Source organism: Leptolyngbya sp. CALU 1928 (assembly GCF_056784215.1).
The window spans coordinates 317,223-341,330 of record NZ_JBXBCE010000002.1 but is presented as its reverse complement, the minus strand read 5'-3'; the positions used below and the strand labels follow the sequence as shown (position 1 = coordinate 341,330).

The 24,108-nt window shown below is 48.4% G+C and carries 24 protein-coding genes and 3 pseudogenes; 17 read left to right on the top strand and 10 right to left on the bottom strand.

The genetic code is table 11. The features are described from left to right. Positions 1–98: 98 nt before the first annotated feature. Complete coding sequence (locus AC1S5B_RS17420; protein WP_482036968.1) at positions 99–404, bottom strand: DUF6464 family protein; 306 nt, start codon at positions 402–404, stop codon at positions 99–101. Positions 405–668: 264 nt separating this feature from the next. Between AC1S5B_RS17420 and AC1S5B_RS17415 the strand changes: the two genes are divergently transcribed. Continuing rightward, positions 669–890, top strand: coding sequence for a hypothetical protein (locus tag AC1S5B_RS17415; RefSeq protein ID WP_482036967.1), 222 nt, complete (start codon positions 669–671; stop codon positions 888–890). Positions 891–1,077: 187 nt separating this feature from the next. Then, complete coding sequence (locus tag AC1S5B_RS17410; protein WP_482036966.1) at positions 1,078–2,235, top strand: hypothetical protein; 1,158 nt, start codon at positions 1,078–1,080, stop codon at positions 2,233–2,235. Positions 2,236–2,296: 61 nt separating this feature from the next. Here AC1S5B_RS17410 and AC1S5B_RS17405 read toward each other — a convergent pair whose 3' ends face one another. The 5 genes from AC1S5B_RS17405 to hslO all read right to left on the bottom strand — a co-directional run bounded on the left by AC1S5B_RS17405 (position 2,297) and on the right by hslO (position 6,953). Next, positions 2,297–2,596, bottom strand: a complete 300-nt coding sequence (locus AC1S5B_RS17405) for a hypothetical protein (RefSeq protein WP_482036965.1) — start codon at positions 2,594–2,596, stop codon at positions 2,297–2,299. Positions 2,597–3,135: 539 nt separating this feature from the next. Next, a complete protein-coding gene (locus AC1S5B_RS17400; protein ID WP_482036964.1) occupies positions 3,136–4,269 on the bottom strand; it encodes a glycosyltransferase family 4 protein in 1,134 nt (377 codons plus the stop codon). Positions 4,270–4,298: 29 nt separating this feature from the next. Next, positions 4,299–4,586, bottom strand: a complete 288-nt coding sequence (locus AC1S5B_RS17395; RefSeq protein WP_482036963.1) for a hypothetical protein — start codon at positions 4,584–4,586, stop codon at positions 4,299–4,301. Positions 4,587–4,591: 5 nt separating this feature from the next. Further along, a complete protein-coding gene (locus AC1S5B_RS17390) occupies positions 4,592–5,743 on the bottom strand; it encodes an NAD-dependent epimerase/dehydratase family protein (protein ID WP_482036962.1) in 1,152 nt (383 codons plus the stop codon). Between the two features lie 307 nt (positions 5,744–6,050). Continuing rightward, positions 6,051–6,953 carry an Hsp33 family molecular chaperone HslO gene (gene hslO / locus AC1S5B_RS17385; protein WP_482036961.1) on the bottom strand — a complete coding sequence of 301 codons (903 nt, stop codon included), beginning with the start codon at positions 6,951–6,953 and terminating at the stop codon, positions 6,051–6,053. A gap of 270 nt (positions 6,954–7,223) precedes the next feature. Here hslO and glmS point away from each other — a divergent pair, with 270 nt between their 5' ends. Then, positions 7,224–9,176, top strand: coding sequence for a glutamine--fructose-6-phosphate transaminase (isomerizing) (gene glmS / locus AC1S5B_RS17380; RefSeq protein ID WP_482036960.1), 1,953 nt, complete (start codon positions 7,224–7,226; stop codon positions 9,174–9,176). 113 nt (positions 9,177–9,289) lie between these two features. Next, the gene (locus AC1S5B_RS17375; protein ID WP_482036959.1) at positions 9,290–10,201 is read left to right on the top strand and encodes a transposase; all 912 of its coding nucleotides are present in this window, start codon (positions 9,290–9,292) and stop codon (positions 10,199–10,201) included. A 351-nt stretch (positions 10,202–10,552) separates the two neighbouring features. Here the strand turns inward: AC1S5B_RS17375 and AC1S5B_RS17370 are convergent, their stop codons facing one another. After that, a complete protein-coding gene (locus AC1S5B_RS17370) occupies positions 10,553–11,317 on the bottom strand; it encodes an IS1 family transposase (protein WP_482034382.1) in 765 nt (254 codons plus the stop codon). 463 nt (positions 11,318–11,780) lie between these two features. On the opposite strand from AC1S5B_RS17370, the gene AC1S5B_RS17365 reads away from it, so the two are divergent. Continuing rightward, positions 11,781–13,592 (top strand): hypothetical protein, encoded by a 1,812-nt coding sequence (locus AC1S5B_RS17365; RefSeq protein WP_482036958.1) that lies wholly within the window; start codon positions 11,781–11,783, stop codon positions 13,590–13,592. 237 nt (positions 13,593–13,829) lie between these two features. Here the strand turns inward: AC1S5B_RS17365 and AC1S5B_RS17360 are convergent, their stop codons facing one another. Beyond that, on the bottom strand, positions 13,830–14,510 hold the full coding sequence (locus AC1S5B_RS17360; protein WP_482036957.1) for a phosphoadenylyl-sulfate reductase: 681 nt from the start codon (positions 14,508–14,510) through the stop codon (positions 13,830–13,832). An 81-nt stretch (positions 14,511–14,591) separates the two neighbouring features. Here AC1S5B_RS17360 and AC1S5B_RS17355 point away from each other — a divergent pair, with 81 nt between their 5' ends. After that, positions 14,592–14,978, top strand: a complete 387-nt coding sequence (locus AC1S5B_RS17355) for a glutaredoxin family protein (RefSeq protein ID WP_482036956.1) — start codon at positions 14,592–14,594, stop codon at positions 14,976–14,978. A gap of 27 nt (positions 14,979–15,005) precedes the next feature. Then, on the top strand, positions 15,006–16,508 hold the full coding sequence (locus AC1S5B_RS17350; RefSeq protein WP_482036955.1) for a UDP-N-acetylmuramoyl-L-alanyl-D-glutamate--2,6-diaminopimelate ligase: 1,503 nt from the start codon (positions 15,006–15,008) through the stop codon (positions 16,506–16,508). Positions 16,509–16,523: 15 nt separating this feature from the next. Here AC1S5B_RS17350 and AC1S5B_RS17345 read toward each other — a convergent pair whose 3' ends face one another. Beyond that, positions 16,524–17,066, bottom strand: coding sequence for a methylated-DNA--[protein]-cysteine S-methyltransferase (locus AC1S5B_RS17345; RefSeq protein WP_482036954.1), 543 nt, complete (start codon positions 17,064–17,066; stop codon positions 16,524–16,526). Between the two features lie 177 nt (positions 17,067–17,243). Here AC1S5B_RS17345 and ubiG point away from each other — a divergent pair, with 177 nt between their 5' ends. The 10 genes and pseudogenes from ubiG (at position 17,244) to AC1S5B_RS17295 (ending at position 22,455) form a co-directional block, all read left to right on the top strand. After that, positions 17,244–18,002, top strand: coding sequence for a bifunctional 2-polyprenyl-6-hydroxyphenol methylase/3-demethylubiquinol 3-O-methyltransferase UbiG (gene ubiG / locus AC1S5B_RS17340; RefSeq protein WP_482036953.1), 759 nt, complete (start codon positions 17,244–17,246; stop codon positions 18,000–18,002). A gap of 401 nt (positions 18,003–18,403) precedes the next feature. Continuing rightward, a pseudogene (locus AC1S5B_RS17335) lies at positions 18,404–19,005 on the top strand (DUF4347 domain-containing protein); the annotation flags it as partial. A gap of 54 nt (positions 19,006–19,059) precedes the next feature. Continuing rightward, positions 19,060–19,428 carry a CSLREA domain-containing protein gene (locus AC1S5B_RS17330; RefSeq protein WP_482037111.1) on the top strand — a complete coding sequence of 123 codons (369 nt, stop codon included), beginning with the start codon at positions 19,060–19,062 and terminating at the stop codon, positions 19,426–19,428. 79 nt (positions 19,429–19,507) lie between these two features. Then, positions 19,508–19,960, top strand: a complete 453-nt coding sequence (locus tag AC1S5B_RS17325) for a hypothetical protein (protein ID WP_482036952.1) — start codon at positions 19,508–19,510, stop codon at positions 19,958–19,960. Continuing rightward, complete coding sequence (locus tag AC1S5B_RS17320) at positions 19,945–20,262, top strand: choice-of-anchor Q domain-containing protein (protein ID WP_482036951.1); 318 nt, start codon at positions 19,945–19,947, stop codon at positions 20,260–20,262. Before AC1S5B_RS17325 ends, AC1S5B_RS17320 begins: the two co-directional genes overlap by 16 nt. Further along, a pseudogene (locus AC1S5B_RS17315) lies at positions 20,244–20,765 on the top strand (Ig-like domain-containing protein); the annotation flags it as partial. The gene AC1S5B_RS17320 and the pseudogene AC1S5B_RS17315, both read left to right, overlap by 19 nt. A gap of 11 nt (positions 20,766–20,776) precedes the next feature. Then, positions 20,777–20,845 (top strand): annotated as a pseudogene (locus tag AC1S5B_RS17310) (hypothetical protein); the annotation flags it as partial. Positions 20,846–20,899: 54 nt separating this feature from the next. Continuing rightward, on the top strand, positions 20,900–21,139 hold the full coding sequence (locus AC1S5B_RS17305; RefSeq protein ID WP_482037106.1) for a putative Ig domain-containing protein: 240 nt from the start codon (positions 20,900–20,902) through the stop codon (positions 21,137–21,139). Further along, on the top strand, positions 21,070–21,351 hold the full coding sequence (locus AC1S5B_RS17300) for a hypothetical protein (RefSeq protein WP_482037110.1): 282 nt from the start codon (positions 21,070–21,072) through the stop codon (positions 21,349–21,351). The genes AC1S5B_RS17305 and AC1S5B_RS17300 overlap by 70 nt, the downstream gene beginning before the upstream one ends. A gap of 15 nt (positions 21,352–21,366) precedes the next feature. Further along, positions 21,367–22,455: a tandem-95 repeat protein gene (locus AC1S5B_RS17295; RefSeq protein WP_482036950.1), complete on the top strand. Its 1,089-nt coding sequence runs from the start codon at positions 21,367–21,369 to the stop codon at positions 22,453–22,455. Between the two features lie 173 nt (positions 22,456–22,628). Here AC1S5B_RS17295 and carA read toward each other — a convergent pair whose 3' ends face one another. Further along, positions 22,629–23,783 carry a glutamine-hydrolyzing carbamoyl-phosphate synthase small subunit gene (gene carA, locus AC1S5B_RS17290; RefSeq protein ID WP_482036949.1) on the bottom strand — a complete coding sequence of 385 codons (1,155 nt, stop codon included), beginning with the start codon at positions 23,781–23,783 and terminating at the stop codon, positions 22,629–22,631. Positions 23,784–24,108 lie beyond the last annotated feature (325 nt).

The window sequence follows — 24,108 nt, the reverse complement described above, 5'->3', positions numbered from 1 at the left end:
GGAATAGAAGAAAGTTTTGAGTTCTAAGCTTTAAGAGTTGAGTTCGTCATCTCTCCTACGGAGACGCTACGCGAACGTCATTGGTCACTCAGTCTTGCCTAGTCCAATTTAATTGATTCGTAGTGAGGGCATTCTTTACAAGGACCTGATGGATTGACAGTGCAGCGTAAATAAGGCGATCGCGCGTTAAATTGGCAAGTAATATCGCCCACCATGTAGCCAAGACCTTCCACGTAGCGATAATCCATTGCCTCCGAGTAAGGATGAGGACGATACAGCCTCCCTGGAGACATCATCGCAGTATAAGTATGCTGTCTCATCCGAATTTGTACTTTTCGCACAAACACACAAGACAAAAAACCAGGGATAAACCCAACTAAAAAAATGGCGATCGCTTCAAACATAACCCTAAAAACACAGAAACAGACCAGAACCGCCCTAGGCACACTTGTAAAGTTTATAGCGAACCTAGCCTATGGATCTACGATAGGCAGCAGTTCAGTCGGGTGATCTCAATCACCCAGATTTCATCACTCCATCACTCAGAACCTAGACTAGCTATCACTAATCTAACTCAGGACTATCACACAACTCTAGGCTTTAGCGTCACTGAGGTCGCGGCTTGAAAGCTTCATAGTATTCCTAGAACTTTTGAGAGCTGTGCATCTATGACTATGACCCTGATTGCTCAAGTAGTAAAAGAAACCCTCACCATTGGCTACCTCACAGAAAAAGCTGAACGGCGCATTCAGCGACTATTTGAACGAACTTGTGATTTAGAAGATATCAACGCTTTAGAACAATTGCAGCACGCATTAATGATGGGACAAGTTAAACGTCAAACGGAGCAGGACAAGTTGGTTGGGGCAGACCGCACATCGTTCAGGTAGAACTCAGAAAGTTGCGAATCGTGAAGAAATTCAGGATCGTGAAACCAAGCGTGTGAACTAATAGAGTCTGCTGACTTAATTTCTACCGTTTCACTCTGATACTATGTTTGCCAGAATTCGTCGTCTTTTAGCCCAGTTTTTTAGCAAGTCTGGAACGGTCAATGACGAACCACTCAATAAGGTTAGCTTGCTCGTCATTGTCTTAATCGATATTTTTATCTTAGTCAATGTTTTTGCTGGACTAGACGATATTAGTCGATGGCATCTCAGTCCGTCGGAAGCCTATCCCTGTTATTCCGACTGGAAAACTTATCAAACACAACCAGAAGGAAAGCGGGACTATAACGCTCTGCGATCGTCTTTAACCTATTCGGCAAACAGGGATTTTAGTTTTCAATCAAACTATCAATCGGCTGAAGTAGGACACTTGGGTAAAGTCTCTGAAACTTGCTTAAACTTTGCTAGTTCTAAAGACAAAATCAATACCTCAGCCAATCAAGCACTTCTCAAAACAATTGATCAAAAAAATAACAACATTGAAGTGCTTGTACAAAAAAATCGTGCCATTCAAGCTCAATACGATTCAACGTTACTCGAAAAAATTGCAGGTCAGCCTCGTGAGCAGTCAATTAATTTAGTAGGTGCCGAAAAATCAAAGCAGGAAATAGATAGCAATAATATTAAAATTGCTGACCTTAAAAAAGAGGTTTCTCTCCTCAAAAATCAACTGCTTGAACAGCCTGAAAGTACTAGCTTCCTGAAGCTGCTTAACGATAAAAAAAGTTTTGAAGAAGTTGAAAAAGGTCATAAAGAGGCATCTTTTTGGTATCCCACTATTCAATTTGCTTTTCAAGCTCTATTCTTACTGCCGTTAATTTTGAGCGCTTTATTTATTCATAGATTTGCCCAACGCAAAAGCTATGGATTAGCGGCTCTAATGAGTTGGCATCTGTTGGTTATTTTTTGCATTCCACTGCTGTTTAAACTCTTTGAGTTTTTGCAAGTTGGAATTCTCTTCCAATTTCTTGCTGATATTGTTCGCGCTCTTTTTGGCGGATTACTTTTCCTAGTTAGCTATCTCTATATTTTGCTGATTCCACTGTTTGGGTTTGGAATTATCAAGTTTTTTCAGAAATTTGTTTTTAATGCAAAACTTCAGGCAGCTAACAGGGTTCAAAAATCGCGATGTGTGAGGTGTGCTAAGAAGATTCGACCTCAAGACCCCTACTGTCCTCACTGTGGTTATTATCAATATAGTGAATGTCCAAACTGTCACGAATTTACTTACAAACACCTGCCGCACTGTAAGCACTGTGGATATGCTCAAGATCCCGCCTGTCTATGATGCACTCGCGTTCAAAGTGACGATAAGAACCTACTTTGATGAACTCTATTAACGCGGAAATCTAATGCCTCGGTGGGTTCTTTTTGGGAATGATTAACAGAGGCAAGGTTGGGCGAGCGGCAACCGACGGTAAGGCATGCACTGGGGCACGATTTGCAACGATGATTGGCTTACGGGTGCGAAGTTGCCACCACCGTAGCGCGATCGCGACACTAACAATTCCTAAACCTAGGGACATCAATCCCCAATGGGCACTGACCCCACCCATGGCAGCGTTGACTGCGCCAACCGTTGCTGCGAAGCTAAGCACAGGTTCTCGGCGATATTTTGACTTAAAGCTTCGAGTCCACGAGCTATCCATGCAAAGTACTCTACTCAGATCTCAAATGGTTAGATGTAATTTTAGTCTTTCTAAAAAAGTTCGTGTATCGCACGATTGAAACCCCGTTTAAAAAACTATCCGCTCCCATCCAAGTAGGATAGGAGCGGTGTAGCGGGTCATCGGACTGAACCTAACTGCCGGAAGAAACTTTTGCGTAACTTATAGTTAAGTTGACTTTGGAGCCTTCCGAAACATTAAATTATGGGCTAGAGAACGGCTCCGGCGCACAGTTGGCTTTTTCCAGTCTGACGACCCACGGTTTTACTACTATCTGGCATGGGCATCACCTCCTTATTCCTGAACGGTTAAGTTTCAAGGTTTACAACTTTGGTGTCTCTAAGAACACCTGAACTTAAGATAGCACATCTTGCAAAATCTGATCGCTATGAGTGCGACTTTTGGTTTGAACCTATTTGAATGACGATTTTTGCTTATTAGACCTGTTTTTTCTGGTCACAGTCGGGCGATCGCACCTGGAGTGAAGAAAACTCCATTTGAAGCGGAAATACTTTAAATGACTAAGCAGCGGCAGAATAACCCTGAGCATCGATTACCGCTTGGTAATAGTTGTACAGTTGGTGAGTTGCGGCTGACCAACTCCAACATTCTGCTTCTCGACGAGCATTGTGGCGCAGCATGGCTTGTTCCTGAGGATTGGCTAGAAGCCGCTGAGTTGCCGCGATCGCCCCTTGATCATCGGTTGGATCAAACAAAAAGCCATTCACACCATCGTCCACAATGTCGGGAATGCCGCCCGATCGCGCTGCCACCACAGGACATCCGGCTGCCATTGCTTCTAACAACACTAATCCCAGGGTTTCTGTGCGGGAGGGAAAGACAAACGCATCCGCAGAGGCAAATGCAGCACCGAGGTCTAACCCTTGCAGGTAGCCAACAAAATACGTAGCGGTTCCTTCAAAGTGCTTTTCTAGCGTCTGTCGATGGGGTCCATCGCCGACCAGCGCCAATCGTGCATTGGGAATCGAGTCTAAAACGGGTTTAATTTGCTCAATTTCTTTTTCGGCAGAGAGACGACCGACGTACAGCAGTAAGGGCGAATCGGGATTGCCTTGAGTTAAGCGCGATCGCATCTCTCGGCTGACCATATCAGGTTGAAACATTTCTGTATCAACGCCCCGCTGCCACAAATCCACCCGTTCAATGCCATGGTCTGTCAAAGCCTGCACCATTGCTGTTGAGGTGCAAAGATTCAGTTGCGCCTGGTTATGTCCTGCTTTGAGCAGTTCCCAGACTAAGCCTTCCAGCATTCCCAGCCCATAGTGCTGGAGATATTCTGGGATATGGGTGTGATAGGAAGCAATTAGCGGAATATTCAGGGTTTTGCTATAAAAAATTCCCGCTAACCCCAACACCGCAGGGTTCACCACATGAATGATATCGGGCTTAAATTGGGTCAGTGCTTCCCCGATCGCCGGTCGAGGTAGCGCCATCTTTAGCTCTGGATACAGCGGCATGGCAAAGCCCGAAACGCCGTAGATTTTTGCCCCTTTATATTCCGTCAAGCCGCCATCTGGAGAGATCACCAACACCTGATTGCCCATGCGCTGTAGCTGCTCCACGGTATGCCGCAGGCGGGTAACGATGCCGTCAACTTTGGGCAAAAAAGTCTCGGTGAACAGAGCAATACGCATAAATGAACGCTTCAATTAAAACGGCAGGGCTAACGTCGAGGAAGTTGGCAGAGACCGTGAACACCAATTGATACCATAATGCCACCTAACAGAACCCCGATCCCTTCGGCAAAGCAGTTGATCCGATGTCGATTTTCAGCCGCTTGGGCAATGGATAGTTCGCGCATGGCGGCTCCAGAGGTTGCCAGTTTCTGGTAGTTTTGATAGCTCTTGTCTAGGGCTGACCATTCTGGAAACAGGTAAAAGGTGCTGATGGCGATCGCCCCTAATCCAGGTGCGATCGTCGTTGAGACCAATAGCCACACACGAGCGCCCATCGTGATTACCGTTTCCAGGTGACTTTGGGCAGAATCTGCGACTCGTCTACACGGGTTTTGTATTTGACTGCCACATTGAGCAACGAATCGAGCAGCGAATTCGAGAGATAGTGAGGCTCCAATCCAAGATCTAGCAAGTTTGTGTTTTTAGCATTGAAGTAGTGTTCTTCTTTTTCAATCCGAGGATTTTCCAAATGCTTCACTTCAACCTTTAAGCCAATCTTGCTGCCTGCTTTTTCCACCATGGAGGCTAAATCGCCCACACTGAAGAGTTCAGTGAACTGGTTGAAGACTCGGAATTCACCTGGATTGGCTGGCGTGGCGATCGCCAATTCCACACAACGCACCGTATCCCGAATATCCAAGAAGCCACGAGTTTGTCCGCCCTTTCCATAGACCGTTAGAGGATGCCCCACCGCCGCTTGAACGCAAAAGCGATTCAGCGCCGTGCCAAACACGCCATCGTAGTCCAATCGATTCACCAGCAAATCATCCATGGCGGTTTCATCGGTCAACACGCCGTAAACCACACCTTGATTCAGATCCGTTGCCCGTAAGCCCCAAATGCGGCAAGCAAAATGAATATTATGAGAATCATGCACCTTGCTCAGGTGATACATGCTGCCGGGTTGCTTGGGATAAGGCAATGTATCTTTGCGCCCATTATGCTCGATCGTGATGTAGCCCTCTTCAATATCAATATTGGGGGTGCCATATTCGCCCATGGTGCCCAGTTTGACCAGGTGACAATCGGGAAAATCCTCTTTCATGGCATAGAGAATATTCAACGTGCCAACGACGTTGTTTACCTGAGTCATGACGGCGTGTTCGCGATCGATCATGGAAAAGGGGGCGGATCGCTGTTCGCCAAAATGAACGATCGCTTCGGGTTCAAACTGCCGAAGCGTCTTGCTCAAAAACTCGTAGTTTGTAATATCGCCAATGAACAGGTCAATATTTTTTTCCGTTAGCTCATGCCAGCGCTTGAGACGGTTCTGGATCGGCGCGATCGGGGTGAGAGTTTCCACACAAAGCTCATTATCCCAATGCCGCCGCACCAAATTATCGAGAATACCCACCTCATATCCCCGCTTGTTGAGGTAGAGCGCGGTTGCCCAACCGCAATAGCCATCGCCACCAATTACTAGGACTTTCATCTTGCACATGCTTGCGAATACTCTGCCAAATCTACCAGACTTAGGCACATTCTGAGCTATGAATTTGGGTTAACACGTTGGTGACTAAAAAATCTATCCTGTTCTGATTCATCCCACTTGTGAAGTTTAGCAGGTTGCAGAATCGCTAAGCGCCTTACTATCAAGGAGTTTAACGATGAATTTTGTGCTTGTATTGGGCGTAGAAATGCAGTCACGAGTACCCTCAAGTTTTTCGGTAAGGCGCTACCGAGTCCGGCACTAGGGGAGGCAAGCTTGTGTTTTGAATACAAATTCGTTAATCATGCACCTAGCTAGAAACTGGATCTTTCTGTTCGCTCAATAACTCTGCTAACTCGCCTTCACTCGCCTGATAAACCGTATTGCAAAACTCACAGGTTGCTTCAGCGCCTTGATCGTCTCGAATCATTTCTTCCAGTTCTGCTTGACTAAACAACCTCAAAGCATTTAGCACCCGATCTTGAGAGCAACCACAGTGAAAACGCACCAGTTGCACTTCGGGCAAAATGACCAATCCCATATCGCCCAGTAGTTCATCAAAAATGCTTGGCAAAGTTTTGCCAGCCTGTAGCAGGGCTGTAAAACCGGATAGGCTGCTCAATCGAGATTCTAGCAACTCAACCAAGGCTTCATCCCGTGCAGCTTTAGGCATGATTTGAATTAGCAAGCCGCCCGCAGCAGACACTCCTTGTACATTGGTAAATACCCCAACCATCAGCGCTGACGGTGTTTGCTCAGAGGTTGCCAGATAATGAGTTAGATCATCCCCAATCTCACCCGATACTAGTTCTACGGTACTGGAGTAGGGATAGCCAAAGCCAACGTCGCGAATCACATAGACATAGCCGTTGTGTCCTACTGCGCCTCCCACATCCATCTTGCCATTTTCCGTGGGTGGCAGTTCAATTTCAGGGTGGGTAACATAGCCGCGAACGGTGCCATCTAAGCCTGCATCAACGGTCACACCGCCTAAAGGACCATCGCCTTCAATCCGAATATTGACCCGCGACCCTGGGCGTTTCATGCTGGAAGCAAACAAAAGCCCCGCTGCCATGGTGCGCCCTAAAGCGGCTGTGGCAACGTAGGAGAGTTTGTGCCGCTGTCGAGCTTCTTCTGTTAAAGCGGTGGTAATAACACTAACGGCTCGAATCCCACCATCAGCGGCGGTTGCGCGAATAAGCTGATCTACCATGAAAACCTTAAAACATTTCGTTACGGAGTATGTTTCTATTCTAAAGGGAAGGGAAGGGCAACGTGCGAGGGGCAGGTTTCGGGTTTCGGGTTTCAGGGTTTCGAGTGTGGGGTTTCGAGTGCAGAGTGCGATCGCGATTCGCTCTACTATTGCGAAAGTCATCTAAATCCGTTAAAACAAGCAACACAGACACAGCATTGACTATCGCGTCCGGAATGGCGACTGACGATTGTGTATAAACCAGCGTGGCATTGAGTGGAGTGAGGTTTTATGTGTGGAATTGTCGGCTATATCGGAACGCAAGCTGCCAGCGGGATTTTGCTAGAAGGGCTGCGAAAGCTAGAGTATCGAGGGTATGACTCAGCGGGTATTGCGACTATTTTGGATGACACGATTCACTGCGTTCGTGCTAAGGGCAAACTCCACAACCTGCAAGAAAAGTTAGAAGGCGAACACAATCCTGCCCAAATTGGCATTGGTCATACGCGCTGGGCAACCCACGGCAAACCTGAAGAATACAACGCCCATCCTCACACTGACACGCAACGCCAGATTGCGGTCGTGCAAAATGGCATTATCGAAAACTATCGCGAACTGCGGGAAGAGTTGAAAGCGCTGGGTCATGAGTTTCGCTCAGAAACCGATACCGAGACGATTCCGCACTTGATTGCAGAAGAAATGAAACAAGTTGGGGATGCTTCTGCTCCTACTCTCTTCTTTGCGGCGGTGAGGCGGGCGGTGAATAAACTCCGAGGAGCGTTTGCGATCGCGGTCATCCATGCCGACTACCCCGATGAATTAATCGTCGCTCGTCAGCAAGCTCCCCTCGTCATCGGTTTTGGGCAGGGTGAATTCTACTGTGCTTCTGATACGCCTGCGCTGGTGCCCTATACCCGTGCCGTACTAACCCTGGAAAATGGCGAAATTGCCCGCCTCACTCCCTTGGGCGTGGAGGTTTATACCTTTGAAGGACAGCGGCTCAAAAAAGCGCCCCGCACCCTTAGCTGGAACCCCGTCATGGTGGAAAAACAAGGCTTTAAACACTTCATGCTCAAAGAAATTTATGAGCAGCCTGGAGTGGTACGAGCTTGTTTAGAGGCTTACTTAAATGACGAATGGGGCAACGAATCGGTAATAGGCGTAATGGATGGAATCTTAGCAACCGATGGAATTCATGCGACACCTACCACGCCGCTTAATTCTCCCGTTCGCCTCAATCTCCCCCTCGATCTCTACACCAATTTGCAGCAGATTCAAATTGTTGCCTGTGGCACCAGTTGGCACGCCGCTCTGGTGGGCAAATATTTGTTAGAGCAATTGGCAGGGATTCCTACCCAAGTTCAATATGCTTCTGAGTTTCGCTATGCCCCCTCGCCGTTGACTCCCCACACGCTGACAATTGGCGTAACCCAATCTGGCGAGACAGCCGACACCCTGGCAGCGTTAGAGATGGAAATTCGACGGCGCACAGAGTTGGCTGCTGACTATCAACCGCGATTGTTGGGCATCACGAACCGTCCCGAAAGCTCTTTGGGAAATTTGATCCCCAATATTATTGATACCCATGCCGGGATTGAGATTGGGGTGGCGGCAACCAAAACCTTTTCGGCTCAGTTGGTGGCGTTCTATTTGTTGGCGATCGATCTGGCGTATCACCGCAACACTCTTTCAACAGACCAGTTGGAAAAGCTGCTAGATGGGTTACGCCAACTTCCGGCTGAGATTGAAATGATTTTAGAAAGTCAGGAGCGCTACATTGAAGAACTAGCACATAATTTTGCGGAAACCCAGGACTTTATCTTTTTGGGTCGTGGCATCAACTTTCCGATCGCCCTCGAAGGTGCGCTGAAGCTCAAGGAAATTAGCTACATCCACGCGGAAGGCTATCCTGCTGGCGAAATGAAACATGGTCCGATCGCCCTGCTGGATGCCAAAGTACCTGTAGTAACGATCGCCATGCCGGGAACGGTGTTTGAAAAAGTGCTATCCAATGCCCAGGAAGCCAGAGCGCGGGATGCCCAACTGATTGGCATTACCCCAATGGATGAAAAAGACGCAGAGGATACTTTTGATACCCTGATTCCGGTGCCCCATGTGGATGAGATTTTGTCTCCCTTGGTCACGGTGATTCCGCTGCAACTGCTGGCATACCACATCGCTGCACGGCGCGGCTTGGATGTCGATCAGCCACGTAACCTCGCAAAGTCGGTGACGGTTGAATAAATGATTAGATTTGTTTGATAAAAATTGTGCTGACATAAAAAAGTTAAACAATAGACTTAATCGGAAATAGAATAGTATGAGAAAAAGATAACGTAAGTCGAACGGAGTAAACGATGTTGAACTATAGCAAAGTTCAAGGTAAGCCTTACGTATTGCAAAGTCTTACGGGACTCAAGCCAGCGGAATTTGAGCAATTGTTGAACAGTTTTGAGTTGGCATGGCAGGAGTACATCGAACGGGAATACATCAATAGACCCCGTGCGCGTCGTTATGGGGGAGGACGGCACGCTGAGTTATCGAGCAGTGCGGACAAGCTGTTATTCATTTTGGGCTACTTCCGACTGTATCCCACTCAAAGCGTGCAAGGTTTTTTGTTCGGGATTGGGCAAACCCAAGCATGGGACTGGATTCACAAGCTCAGTCGAATATTGAATCAAGCGTTAGGTTACGAGAACCAATTGCCGGAACGAGAACCCGCAAGGCTAGAAGCGGTGTTAAGGGAGTGTCCCAGTTTGGAGTTCATCATCGACGGCACCGAGCGCCCCATTCGCCGCCTGAAAGACCCAGACCGCCAGCAGGATTATTACAGTGGCAAAAAGAAGCGTCACACCGTCACGAACAATATCATTAGTGAGCGGGGAGGCAAGGTTGTCTTTCTGAGTGACACCTACGGTGGCAGAGTGCATGACAAAGCGATTTGTGACGGCGAGCAATACCAGTTTCCACCCGGCAGTACCCTGTGGCAAGACACAGGTTTTCAAGGGTTTGCCCCTCCTGGAGTGAGGATTAGACAACCGAAGAAAAAGCCTCGAAACCAGCCGTTAAGTAACCCAGAGAAACAACAAAACCGGGAGATTTCCAGCGAACGAGTCGAAATAGAGCATCAAATTGGTGGCATCAAACGCTGCAACATTGTGGTGCATCAATTTCGCAACCGAACCGACCATTATGCGGATGATGTGATGGAAACTGCCTGTGGGCTACACAACTTGCGACTGACCCATCGTCAACTCAAAGCGGCTTGAGATTGAAATTGCTAGAAGTTCTCTCCTCCCTTGCTTTAGAGTGCTTCACTATTTCCAATAATGTTTAATAAATAAAAAAGTTAAACAATGATCAGAAAAACAATATAATCCTGGGCAGTACATCATTACGCCCAGGATTTACCATGCCAAAGAGGAGAGGGGAATGGACTCAGGAAAAGTTTGATCAATATCTTAAAGAAGGACGTGGACAAGGAGTTGGGGGAAAGTACGTTCCTTGGATTAAGGTGTCGGAATTTTCTTCAAGGGGTAGAGTTTCGAGAAATCCAGGTTGGAAGACGAATCGATTGCATCACCTCTTCTCAGATCACGAAACTCGGCTGGGTAGTGTCATTATGTAAAGGATGGAGAAAAAGAAACCATCTGCTCCCGTCGCAATTGCTCTCGAATCTTTTGATTGTAGTGATGAATGAAATTCCAAATCGCTCCAATGTGATTCTCTAACTTCTTCGAGAACGATAAAGTTTGGCGCACTAAGCGTGAAATGCGTTGTCGTAACGTGTTATTCAACCGCTCAATATAGCTGGTTAACCCAGAATCCTTGTCTACTGCAAAATGTCGTTTGCTCGGTAGCACACAGGCATAGGCTTCCCAGTGGTCGGTGTAGATCCGGGCATATTGTCGATAGCGGCGCGGCAGGCTATCCCATAGGGCTTGCGCTGACTCGGCAGAACGATCACCGACATGACACCCAATGATTTCGCGGGTCGCTACATCCATTGCTAACCAAACCCATTGTTTATTGCCTTTGTCATCCACCAAAGACCACAACTCATCCATCTGAACCGTCAACCTTGCGGTTGTTTTGGGCAGCACCTCAGCTTGTTGGCGCACCTGCTCATAGGTCTGATTGACGTACTGTTGCAACCAACTTTCCGACAGCTTCAGGACTCTAGCAATCCCCGCTAAAGGAATCCGCTCTAGCAATAACCGATCAATTAGAGCCTTGGTATCTTGATCCTTGGGCTTCCACTGGGGATCTTCGACAAACTGACGACCACAGTCTCGGCATTTATGGTTTTGCTTGCCCCGGCGAGTTGTCCCGTTTTTCATGATGTCATCCGATCCACAATTCGGACAGATTAAGTATGGTTTCATGGTTGATCTCGGTTTACTTAAGCCGTTGGCTCTATTTTCCCTCACCCTTTACGAAAAAGCACTACCGAATTTGTGACCCGCATGACCTTGGATGGCGATAAAGTGTCTGGAATTTTAATCACATAATTTAGCTGTTTGATAGGGCGTTGCAGTAGATAGGCGATCGGGTGCATCCCAGTTTTGCAAGTTTGACCTCAGCCTCTAGCCCTTTCTTCCGGGGAGAAGAGGAATTGTCCCTCTCTTACTCTGATAGAGGGATTTAGCTTGCTTCCCGCAGGGTGAGCTACAAAAGTGGGATGCACCCAAAAAAGTATTCTGTCTTATATTATCTGTGTGCTTAGGTGTTATGATTGCCGACACATAAAGCAGAATTTTACGTTTTTTATCGATTGACTAGTCTGGAAGTAAAAATGAAAGCATCTCAAAACTTTCAATTCCGGCTTTTATTAATTTTTTATCTTGAATGTTGAAAAAATCATCCTTTTCTCGCGAGCAAATTCTTAAACTATCGGCAGTAGTTCTATTTGCAATTCCTGCTTTTTTGATTGGCTGTCTAATATTAGACAATAGTATAAACGTTCCTCATTGGGATCAATGGAGTATTACAAAAACAATTATAAAATCTACGACGGGGGATTTATCATTTAGTGATTTTATTGCTCAGCATAACGAAAGCAGAAAAGTATTTCCAAGGCTGATTTATATTGCCCTAGCTCACCTAACGAAATATGATGTTCGGTACGAAATGCTCGTATCATTTTTGCTAGCGTGTTTGATGTCGCTCAATCTATATCAGCTAAGCAAAATAACAGTAAAAGGCGATCGCACTCAAATGTTGGTACTAGGGTTAGTTACCAATTTTCTAATTTTCAACCCCATTCAATACCGAGCTTGGCTATTAGGATTGTCGAGCGTCTTTTTCATTCCCATTGCTTGCATTACAACTGGTTTGGTTGTTGCTTATTCTAACCTGAGCGATCGCGCAAAGTTTATCATTTGTGGTGGACTCTCAACCATTAGCATGTTTTCATTTGCTAGTGGTTTTTTAAGCTGGATTGTTCTATTTCCTGTCCTGATTATTTTAACTCAACGCCATGAAGAACCCCTAAGCCTCAGCATCCGCCGTCGCTTGTGGTTGCTAATTGGATGGGTCGGAACCTTTGTAGTTCTTATGGCGATTTACTTTTATGGGTATGCTAAACCCGATGGACATCCTAGTCTTACAGCACCTCTCAAAGATCCTAGTGGTGCAGTTGCCTACTTCCTAACATTTTTGGGTAGCTCATTGGCTTGGGGAACTAGTATCAATAGCCTTGATTTGGCTCAAACTATTGGGAGTTTGCTTGTAATTATCCTTTTCATAGATGGATTCTACCTACTTAAAAACCGGAAAAATACTGAGCTATGGCAGCGATCAGTCGGCTGGATTGCCCTAGCGAGTTATCCGCTATTGAGTGGATTATCTGCCACCGTTGGTCGGTTAGGATTTGGACTTTCTGAAGCATTAGCTTCTAGGTATACGGTCATTACAGCGCACGTTTTTATCGCTGCAATTTATTTGACAGCCATTGTATTAGAGGATGCTATTAGTCAAGGGATTTTTCAAATTAATCGTCCGATAGAGCGTAGTTTTATCATCTTATCCACTCTTTTGATTGGTTTGTATGGGCTAACTTATGGTTATGGTATTGGTCAGATGAATGCTTTGAGAAGTGAGCGAGCTTACCTGAAAAGCTGTATCCTATTTGTGAATGTTGCTCCCGATCCCACCTGTCTTGAACAGTCATATTTTGGTGGGACTAAAGAATTGCAATCTATGAGCAATAGCCTAAACGATTTAGGCTGGATGCAGCCTCCATTGATGACAACCAATAACATTGAAAAAATCGCTCAATATTCTGAGAATTCTGCGTCTTATGGCTGGATAGATACGATCAAACCTAAGGGCGATCGCACTTATTTTGTTCGAGGTTGGGCAGTGTTGCCAACGCAACATCAAGCAGCAGATTCTATTCTGCTCACTGCTAAAAATCAGATGGGTGATGCAGTCCTATTGAAAATCATTCAAATTGAAATTGAAAGAAGAGATGATGTCGCAAAAAACCTGCGTAATCGAGCCTTAATTAATACAGGTTGGCAAGGAACGTTTAAATTTCCAAATATGCCGATTAAAGATTTGACTAATATAAGACTTTGGGCATTTGATACAAACAGCAGCAAGGCTTTTGAGTTAAAAACCAAAGAAATAACGCTAGAATCTCAGTTCAATTCATAAGTTTAGGTCAGCTATGGCGATCCTAAATGATTTTTGAAAATGCGCCGTACATAAAGACTTTTGGAAAATCAAAGGTTTGACGATAGATAACGAACCAAATAACCCTTTCACCGATGTGAATGACTTACACAAGTGATAGAACTCTCTACTTGAGCAGGTTAACTTGGGCTTCCAGATCTTCAGGAACCTATGCACTAAAAGTGAACAATAGTTCAGTGTAGTTTTGCCAAACTTAGCCTATGGTTCACTAGCTTCGGTGCTTGGCATCGTTAAGGGTTCATCCCCAATGTTGGGATATCCTTGGTCGTGCAAAGGATTGTAGGTAACATCATATTCAAACACATATGCCCACGTTTCTTTACGAGTCCAGTTTGCCAAAGGATTGACCTTTAACCGCTGATGTGGATCCAGTTCAAAAATAGGGAGATTGGTGAAAGCGGCAGATTGATCCCGGCGATCGCCCGTCAGCCAAGCGATCGCGCCTAATTCTGCTAAACCCCGCTGCAATGGTTCACCTTTCGTTAAGTGATGAAATTTGGCACTATCATTTTTCCATAGAGCTTCCCCATGCTTGGCTGCAAACTCTTGCCGCATAGTGACTCCAGGGGTTTTATAACTCTTGAGATTAAGCGTGTAAATATGCCTCGATTTTGTGACTAAATCGAGTGTTTGAGGAAAGTGGTGTAGGGTGTCTATAAACAAAACAGGAATCGGGTTAGCTGGCTGCAAATCGCGGTAAAGCAAATCTGTAATCAACAAATCATCGACGCTAAACGCACTAGTTTGAACCAATCCCGTGGGGATGTTCACAACGCACCAGGCAAGAATCTCTTTGGGGTGAGCCTGCTCAAATTTTTGGCTGAGCCATTGAAGATTAAGGCTAGCGGGGTTAGTCAAAGGTTCAATAGACTGGTTCATTTTAGATTCGTTGCCTGCTCTATCCGCGTTGTCCCTACCATACCCAAATCTAGCGAACCTTGCAGGGCGATCGCGTCATTAATGTTGCCTTATACTCACTTTGACGAATCGGATCATTGCGATCGGCGATCGCTAAAGGAGTTTTCAGTCATGCAACTGATTTTGTATAGCAAACCGGGGTGTCATCTTTGCGAAGGACTGCAAGAAAAACTAGAGCAAATTCAAAGTATTCCGCTGGAACTCGAAGTACGAGACATCACCACGCGAGACGATTGGTTTCAACAGTACCAATACGAAATCCCAGTCCTGTTTTGGGTGAAAAACGATTCGAAACCCAACATATCTCCTACTGAGACGCTACGCGAACAAAACCCAAAACTCTCTGCTATTTCCCGCCCTTCTCCTCGTGCCACGATCGCCCAGTTGGAACAGATGCTACAGAAATTGCTAAATAATCCGGCACAATAGAAGTTCGTTTTGTGAGAAGGTGCTGACATGAAGCTGCGAGAATTGCTGGCTGCATCTGGAATTACTTCAACGGTGGATCATCCAGCGCTGGATAGCGAAGTGAAAGGCTTATCCACTAATTCGCTGGCGTGTCAGTCGGGAGATTTGTTCATTGGAATGCCGGGAACGCGAGTCGATGGGGGCGAGTTTTGGTCGGGGGCGATCGCGGCGGGTGCCATTGCGGCGATCGTGTCTCCAGTGGTCGCAGATAAAGCATTGAATAGCCTTGAAGCTGCCTGCATCATTCCCGCAGAAAATATCTCTCAAGTGTGCGCTCAGCTTGCTGCCGCCTTCTATCAACATCCTGCCCAAACCCTAAAGCTGGTGGGCGTAACTGGCACCAACGGCAAAACGACCACAACCCACCTGATTGAGTTTTTTCTCAACCACGCCCAGAAGTCTCCGGCGCTTTTAGGAACACTTTATACCCGCTGGAAGGGCTATCAACACACTGCCGCCCACACTACCCCTTTTGCGGTGGAACTCCAGAAGCAGCTTGCCGATGCGATCGCGGCGGGATGCGACTATGGCGTGATGGAAGTAAGCTCTCACGCACTGGCGCAAGGTCGCGTGCAGGGCTGCACCTTTGAGGTCAGCGTGTTTACGAACCTGACCCAAGATCATTTGGATTATCACGCGGACATGGAAGAATATTTTGCGGCTAAAGCGCTGCTGTTTAATCCGGATTATTTGAAAGGGCTGGCGGTGATTAATCTGGAGGATGCTTACGGTAAGCGGTTGATTCAAGCAGTCCCTCAAGCGCAAGTTTGGAGCTACAGCACACAGGATAGTAGCGCCGATTTGTGGACGAGTGACCTGAGTTATGGAGCCGCCAGTGTCAGCGGAATGCTGCATACGCCTAAGGGAAACACCCCCTTTGTGTCGCCCTTGGTGGGGCAATTCAACCTGGAAAACTTGCTGGCAGCGGTTGGCGCAGTGCTGCATTTAGGGTTAGATCTGGAGGCGATCGCGGCGGCGCTCCCTCACTTCAACGGTGTGCCTGGTCGCATGGAGCAAGTCCAACTTTCAGCCGATCAAGACATCAGCGTGATTGTGGATTATGCCCATACGCCCGACAGTTTGGAAAATATGCTGAAAGCCGCTCGTCCGTTTATTACTGGGCAGATGATTTGTGTGTTTGGCTGCGGCGGCGATCGCGATCGCACCAAGCGTCCGCAAATGGGGCGCATTGCCGCTGACCTTGCCGATGCCGTCTATGTCACGTCTGACAATCCCCGCACTGAAGACCCCCAGCGCATTCTAGAAGATGTGGTCGCAGGCATTTCTGAAGCGGTGAACCCAGTTGTGATGGGCGATCGCGCTGCCGCTATCCGCACTGCTATCCTGAATGCCAAACCGGGCGACGGAGTCTTGATTGCCGGTAAAGGACATGAAGATTATCAAATCCTGGGCACTGAAAAAATTCACTTCGACGATCGCGAACAGGCGAAACTGGCGCTAGTGGAAAGAATGAAATCAATATTTGTCTAATGCAACTGAGTGTCTTCAACTCGATGCTTCTCGCCCTAGCAATGCCCGTTTGCGGTCGATGCCCCAGCGGTAGCCACTCAAATCGCCATTGCTGCGAACCACTCGATGGCATGGGATGGCAACCGCCAGCGTGTTTGCAGCACAGGCAGTCGCCACTGCTCGTGTTGCTGTAGGCTGATCAATTTGTTGAGCGATCGCGGCATAGCTGACGGTTGTGCCAGATGGAATAGTCTGCAATGCTGTCCAGACACGCTTTTGAAAGGCGGTTCCTTGAATATCAAGTGGCACATCAAGTCCGCAAGCAGGGTTTTGAATCAAGCGAATCACTTGAGCAACCCAGTGGGAAAAAATCGGATCGGATTCTTGCCGTTGAGCCGTGGGAAATCGGGTCTGTAATCGGGTTGTCAACCTTTCTGGTGTGTCGCCAAACTCAATCGCGCAAATGCCCTGCTCACTTGCCGCCACTATCACCCAGCCTAAGACCGATTGCGCGATCGCAAATCGAACTTCAACAGTTGTTGCTCCGGCTTTAGATTGATTGGATGTCCTGCCTACCATTGCGATCGCTCCTGCATAAAACTCACTACTTAACTACTCGCTGCCAGCCCTGTATTATCAATCATCTGAGTATTCAAAAGTCAATTGACAAATGATTGATTTTGAAAACCTAAAATTTTGTGCTTTGATTCAAACAGGATTCAGAAATCATTTGTACTGGACTGTTTTAGGATTTGCATGGTAATTACCAAAAAAAATGATTTAGAGTTCTACGATCGCAACGCTAATAACTGGTGGGATGAAGATACTAAAATCTACACACTGTACCATTTGAATAAGCCGCGCTTTGAGTTTTTTGATCGCCACATTTCCAATTGGCAAGGCTTACGAGTGCTAGATGTGGGCTGTGGTGGCGGCTTTTCCTGTGAGTTTATGGCAGCACGCGGCGTTTTTGTATCGGGGATTGATCAATCTCAAAAATGTATTACGGCTGCCCAAGCCCATGCGGTTAAAAGTGGGTTTGCGATCGACTACCGCTGCGGAGTCGCAGAAGCCATGCCCTATGCCGACAATAGCTTTGATGTGGTGATTAGTGTGGATGTGCTGGAACATGTCGAGAGCGTTCCTCGCGTTCTAGCAGAGATATTCAGAATTCTCAAACCCAATGGCACCTTTTTCTTTGATACGATCAATCGCAACTTTAAATCGCGATTGGTCATGATTTGGATTATGGAAAATATCTTAAGAGAAATCCAAAAAGGCGTTCATGATTGGAACAAATTTATCACTCCAGAAGAAATCACCGAATTGCTGATTAAAAATGGCTTTGGAGATGTAGAAATTAAAGGCTTTGATTTATTTAGCGAAGCCTTAAAACTGAATTTAGCTAGCTACTTCGACTACCGAAAAACAGGTATTCCCAAAATTTTCATTAATGACGATACATCGATTAACTATATTGGCAAATCAGTTAAGAGCGTAGGACTTGGCAAATAATATCGAGAGATCATCGCAGCTACAATTTATACTCTAGTTTTCTAGTTGTATATTGCATAGTCGTCACCTTGAAGTCTATTAGCATTCATCTTCGTTGAGCAATATTGCAAATAACCAGGGAGTGGTTAGCAGAAGTTGATTGGAGGGCAATGAATAGAAGAGCGATCGCGCCTTAGCAAACTCTTAGCAATCTGCTTCAGTTCACCCGTGTGAATTTGTGAAGCTTACGTAAATTTACGGCGTGAATATATTTTCCATTCTGCTAGGCAATCCTACTAGACTTCGGTTATTCTCGAGTTGGGATATTTCTATATTTCTGCCCCCAGCAGTTCTTGCTTGCTGGGCTAATTTTTATTGCAACCCAATTTGTTTCCATTCTCAACTACAGGAATAAAAACTCAATGCTTGATGCTCAATCGTTCTCTGGCGTATCCAATGGTACGTCGTTGGATGCTGCGGTTTATCCACAACGAATGGTGGATTCCTTCACTACGGCTCTACCCAATTCCACGGGGTTTAGCCAGCCTTTGCGATTGCCCTTCACTCTAACGGGTAGCAGTGCCCCTGTCAAAGAAATCGCCTTTGTCGATGCCGCCTTACCAGATTATCAAACTTTGGTGAATGGACTCAGTCCCACCACCGCGGTCTATCTGCTCAATCCCGCAGGCAATGAGTTGAGCCAGATTAGCCAAGTGTTGGCAGGCTACAGCAACCTAGCGGTGGTGTCGCTCTATTCTCACGGCACCGATGCCTTACAACTGGGCCATACTAGCCTCAACAGCAACACGTTACCCGACTATGCCGAAATGTTGCAATCCTGGGCGGGGGCATTCAGTCAGGATGCCGATCTGCTGTTCTATGGCTGTGACCTGGCAGCGGATACCACTGGACAGGACTTTATTCGCCAGATTGCCGCCCTCACGGGTGCAGATGTGGCGGCATCGAGTGACCTGACGGCAGTGCAACCCTCGGTGGCGACTGGGATTTGGAATTTAGCACGGGCAGTATTGAAGCGTCAGAGTTTCTCTCTGACTGGGCACAAGCCGCCTATCAGAACGTGCTGGCAGCCTACACCGTCACGACGACTAACGACATAGTCGATGCGGGTGACGGCGTTCTCTCATTGAGGGAAGCGATTGATCAGGCAAATGCCAGTGTCGGAGTCGCAGACACGATCGACTTCGCCCTCAGCGGCACGATTACCGTTAGCAGCCAACTGGCGCTCACCGACAGCGCCAAAACCACCATTGACGGCGGCAATGTCACCACCGTCAGCGGCGGTGGGGTCACCCGCGTTTTTCAGGTCAACATTGGAGCCACCGCAGAATTCAACGGGCTGACCATCAGCGGTGGTCGGGCTACAAACACTTCAACCAGAGACTTTTATGGCGGGCGGCATCAACAACCTGGGTGCCCTGGTGAATAACAGCACGATCACGGGTAACGAGGCCACTTGCACGGGTGGCATCAACAACGGTGGCAGGGACGGGCGCTTCGGCGGCAATGTGACCGGTGCCAATATTACCCTCAACAACAGCACGATCAGCAACAATACGTCCAGCAGTGGCGGTGCGATCGGCAACGCAGGCACCGCCGCGATCAATCACAGCACCGTCTCTGGCAATAGCGGTGGCACTAACGGTGGTGCCGTTGCCAATGAGGGTGGGACATTGACGCTCACGAATAGTCTCCTGACTAAGAATGTCAGTGGTGGTGGCATCGTCAACGGTGGCAGGGTGACTGTGATCAACAGCACCATCAGCGGCAACTCAAGCGGCAGCGGTGGTGGCATCGCCAACCGTGGCAGGGTCGATGTGTTCAACAGCACCATCAGTGGCAATACCGCAACAAGCTCAAACGCCATTTTCGGTGGCGGCGGCGGCATCTACAACGATGGCACGCTCGAATCCGAACAGCATCGTGGCAGGCAATATTGCCCCGATTGGCTCGGAAATTAGGAGCACTTTCTCAGTCAACTCGGACGGCTACAACCTGCTGGGCGACAGCAACAAAACGACTGCCCAAGCCCTCGCCAATTTCACTCCCCTCGCCAGTGATATTCCTGGCAACCAGCGATAGTCTGACACCTGCCGCCCTTGCTAGCATCCTTGCCCCCCTCGCCAAATACGGGGGTGCCACCCAAACCTTTGCCCTGGCTGCCGGGAGCCTCGCCATCAATGCGGGTAGCAACGCGCTGATTCCCGCCGGGAAACCACGACCAACCAGCGCGGCTTTGCTTGCATCGTCGGTGGCACGGTAGACATCGGTGCTTTTGAATTTGTCCCTCCCAATAGTCCCCCCATTGCTCGCAACGACAGCTTCACCACCAGTGAAGACACGGTGCTGACGGGCAACGTGATCACCAACACTACCCCCAATGGTGCCGACAGTGACCCGGATGGCAATCCGCTCACCGTCGTCGCTGTGAATGGCAGCGCGGCAAATGTGGGTAGCGCCATTTCCTTGGCGAAGGGTAGCCTGACGCTGAACGCCAACGGCAGCTTTAGCTACACCCCCAACGCTAACGCCAACGGTAGCGACAGCTTCACCTATACCCTCAGCGATGGCACCGTCGCCTCTAACATCGCCACCGTCAGTCTTGCCATCACCCCCGTGAACGACGCGCCCATCGTGGCGAATCCCTTCGGTAATCAATCCAGTCCCGAAGACACAGCGGTGAATTTCACCATTCCGGCTAACACCTTCAGCGATGTGGAGAACGCCACCCTGAGCTTGAGTGCAACGCTGGCAGATAACTCAGCGTTGCCTGCCTGGTGGGCTTCAATGCCACCACAGGCACCTTCTCTGGGACTCCGCCGCTCAATTTCAATGGCACCCTAGCACTGAAAGTGACGGCAAGTGATGGGCAGTTCTCGACCTCCAGCCCCTTTGACTTGGTGCTTACGCCCATTAACGGTGCCCCGGTCGTGACGAACTCCTTGGGTAATCAATCCAGTCCCGAAGATACAGCGGTGAACTTCACCATTCCCGCCAACACCTTTAGCGATGTGGATAATGCCATCCTCAGCTTGAGTGCAACGCTAGCAAATGACACCGCACTACCCTGTTGGTCGAGTTTCATGCGACCACGGGCACCTTCTGGCACGCCGCCGCTCAACTTCACAATGGCACCCTAGCGCTGAAAGTGACGGCAAGTGATGGGCAGTTTTCCACCTCTAGCCCCTTTAATCTGGACATCACGCCCGTCAACGATGCCCCCATCGTGGCGAATCCCTTGGGTAATCAATCCAGTCCCGAAGACACAGCGGTGAACTTCACCATTCCCGCCAACACCTTCAGCGATGTGGATACTCCCACCGTAGCTCCAGCGCAAAACGCCGGCGGATAACTCGGCTTTGCCTGCTTGTTTAGCTTCAATGCCACCACGGGCACCTTCTCTGGCACGCCGCCGCTCAACTTCAACGGCACCCTAGCGCTGAAAGTGACGGCAAGTGATGGGCAGTTTTCCACCTCTAGCCCCTTTAATCTGGACATCACGCCCGTCAACGATGCCCCCATCGTGGCGAATCCCTTGGGCAACCAATCCAGTCCCGAAGACACAGCGGTGAACTTCACCATTCCCGCCAACACTTTTAGCGATGTGGATAATGCCACTCTCAGCTTGAGTGCAACGTTAGCCAATGACACGGCTCTACCTGCCTGGTTAAGCTTCAATGCAGCAACTCGCACCTCTGGCACCCCACCGCTCAACTTCAACGGCACCCTAGCACTGAAAGTGACGGCAAGTGATGGGCAGTTTTCCACCTCCAGCCCCTTTAATCTGGTGATTACGCCCGTCAACGATGCGCCAGTGGTTAGCGCCATTGCCAATCAAAACGCTTTCCAAAACACAGCAACGGCTCCCATCTCCTTCACCATTAGCGATGTGGAAACCGCAGCGAGTTCCTTAACGGTGACAGCATCCTCCAGCAACACCGCTTTGATCTCCAATGGCAGCATTGTCTTGGGAGGCTCTGGTGCCAACCGCACTATTACCCTCACCCCTGCTAACAACCAGTTCGGCACGGCGACGATCACGGTTAATGTCAGCGATGGTACGACCATCACCCCGACTACCTTTACCGTCACCGTCGGTCGTAACCTGAACGGCGGCAATGGTAAAGATACCCTGAATGGCACCGCTGGCAACGATCGCCTCGATGGTGGCAATGGTGAGGATACTCTATTTGGTGGCGCTGGCAACGACTTCTTGTTTGGCGGCAACGGGGATGATGTGTTGCGGGGTGGATTGGGTAACGACATCCTCAACGGGGGCAATGGCAGCGATCGCTTCATCCTGACCGCAGGGGAAGGCACTGACACCATTCAGGACTTTCAGAATGGCATCGACAAATTCGTTCTGACCGGGGGCTTGACCTACAATCAACTGACGATTCAGCAGGAGGGCACTCGCGGCACCAAGCTATCGGTGACGGCAACGGGTGAGGTGTGAGTGATTCTCGATAATGTCAACTTCAACCTGATTGATGTCACCGATTTTGTTGCGGGGTCTTAGCCTCCATTAAAACCGCGATCGCTCTTCTCGGTGTAGAAGGGCGATCGCTGTTAGATTTTTACCGAAAGTCCGATACCTAAACAGGTGCGCCCTGTTCAGAGCACGTTTTCTTAGGCGACAGGCTGCTGGCGCGAGGTTCGCATTAGGGTGACAAACTGCTCAAACAGGTAATCGGCATCGTGAGGACCAGGGCTGGCTTCCGGGTGATATTGCACCGAGAACAGGGGTAGTGATTTATGACGTAATCCAGCAACGGTGCGATCGTTCAAATTTAGATGAGTGATTTCCACATCGGCATCCGGCAGAGAATCAGAAGAAATCGCAAAGCCATGATTTTGGCTAGTAATTTCTACCTGTTTTTGCTCCAATCCGCAGGGCTGATTCAGTCCCCGATGGCCAAACTTGAGCTTGAAGGTTTCGGCTCCCAAAGAAAGCCCCAAAATTTGGTGCCCCATACAAATGCCAAAGATAGGTTTTTGGCTGCTCAATAAAGCTTTGGTCGTTTCTACTCCTTCGATGACAGCAGCCGGATCGCCCGGACCATTGGAGAGAAAAATACCGTCGGGATTATAGTTAAGAATGTCTTCGGGGGACGTAGTGGAAGGAACCACAATCACCCGGCAGCCATAGCTGGCAAGGCGACGTAAAATATTCCGCTTCACGCCAAAGTCGATCGCAACCACGGTCAGGGGTGGCTCGTTGGTTTGGGTGCCGGGGCTAAATTCCCAGCTTGCTTCAGTGATTTCTGACCATTCATACATTGCAGCAGTTGTGACTTCTTTTACTAGGTTGAGTCCTGCCATGCTGGGCGCTTCTTGAATCCGCTGCAATAGGTCATTGGGGTCAAGAATTTCAGTAGAAATCGCGCCGTTCATGGAACCGACCGATCGCAATTTGCGAGTTAAGGCGCGGGTATCGATGCCGTAAATGCCTAAAATATTGTGCTGCTTAAAGTAGTTTTGCAAAGATTGAGTCGATCGCCAATTGCTGGGTCGCGCACAGATATTTCGGGCGATCGCGCCTCGCACTTGAGGACGAGCCGACTCTTCATCATCGGGGTTTACGCCCGTATTGCCCAACTCTGGATAGGTAAAGGTGACAATTTGTCCGCAGTAGCTAGGGTCGGTCAATACTTCTTGATAGCCCGTCATGCCCGTATTAAACACCACTTCTCCAATGGTGGTGCCCAACGCGCCAAACGAGTAGCCGGGATAGGAAGATCCGTCTGCCAAAACCAGCAGTGCAGGCTGGGGGGAAGTTGCCATAGTTACCTTGTCACAAATTTGAAACGCTTTATTATGCCACGCTTGATCATTTGCGAAAAGTTCAACCCGCACGATCGCGCCATTACCGCCGCAATTCAATCCTGCCCATTCCAGCGAGAGTTGCCCTTAACGATGCTTTTTGGGGTGCGATCTCTGAAAGGGCAGCGTCGCACGCTTATTGGTATACCAATTCTAAGAAGGGCTTCAGCGGAAATATTTGATTCTGACGTTTTTAAGAGTCTGTTGCCATCAAGGTGTACTGCTGTTTACGCAAATGAAACAGATCGCCTCGCCCTACTCGCTTCCCCTTCTGTCCTGGCTGCAA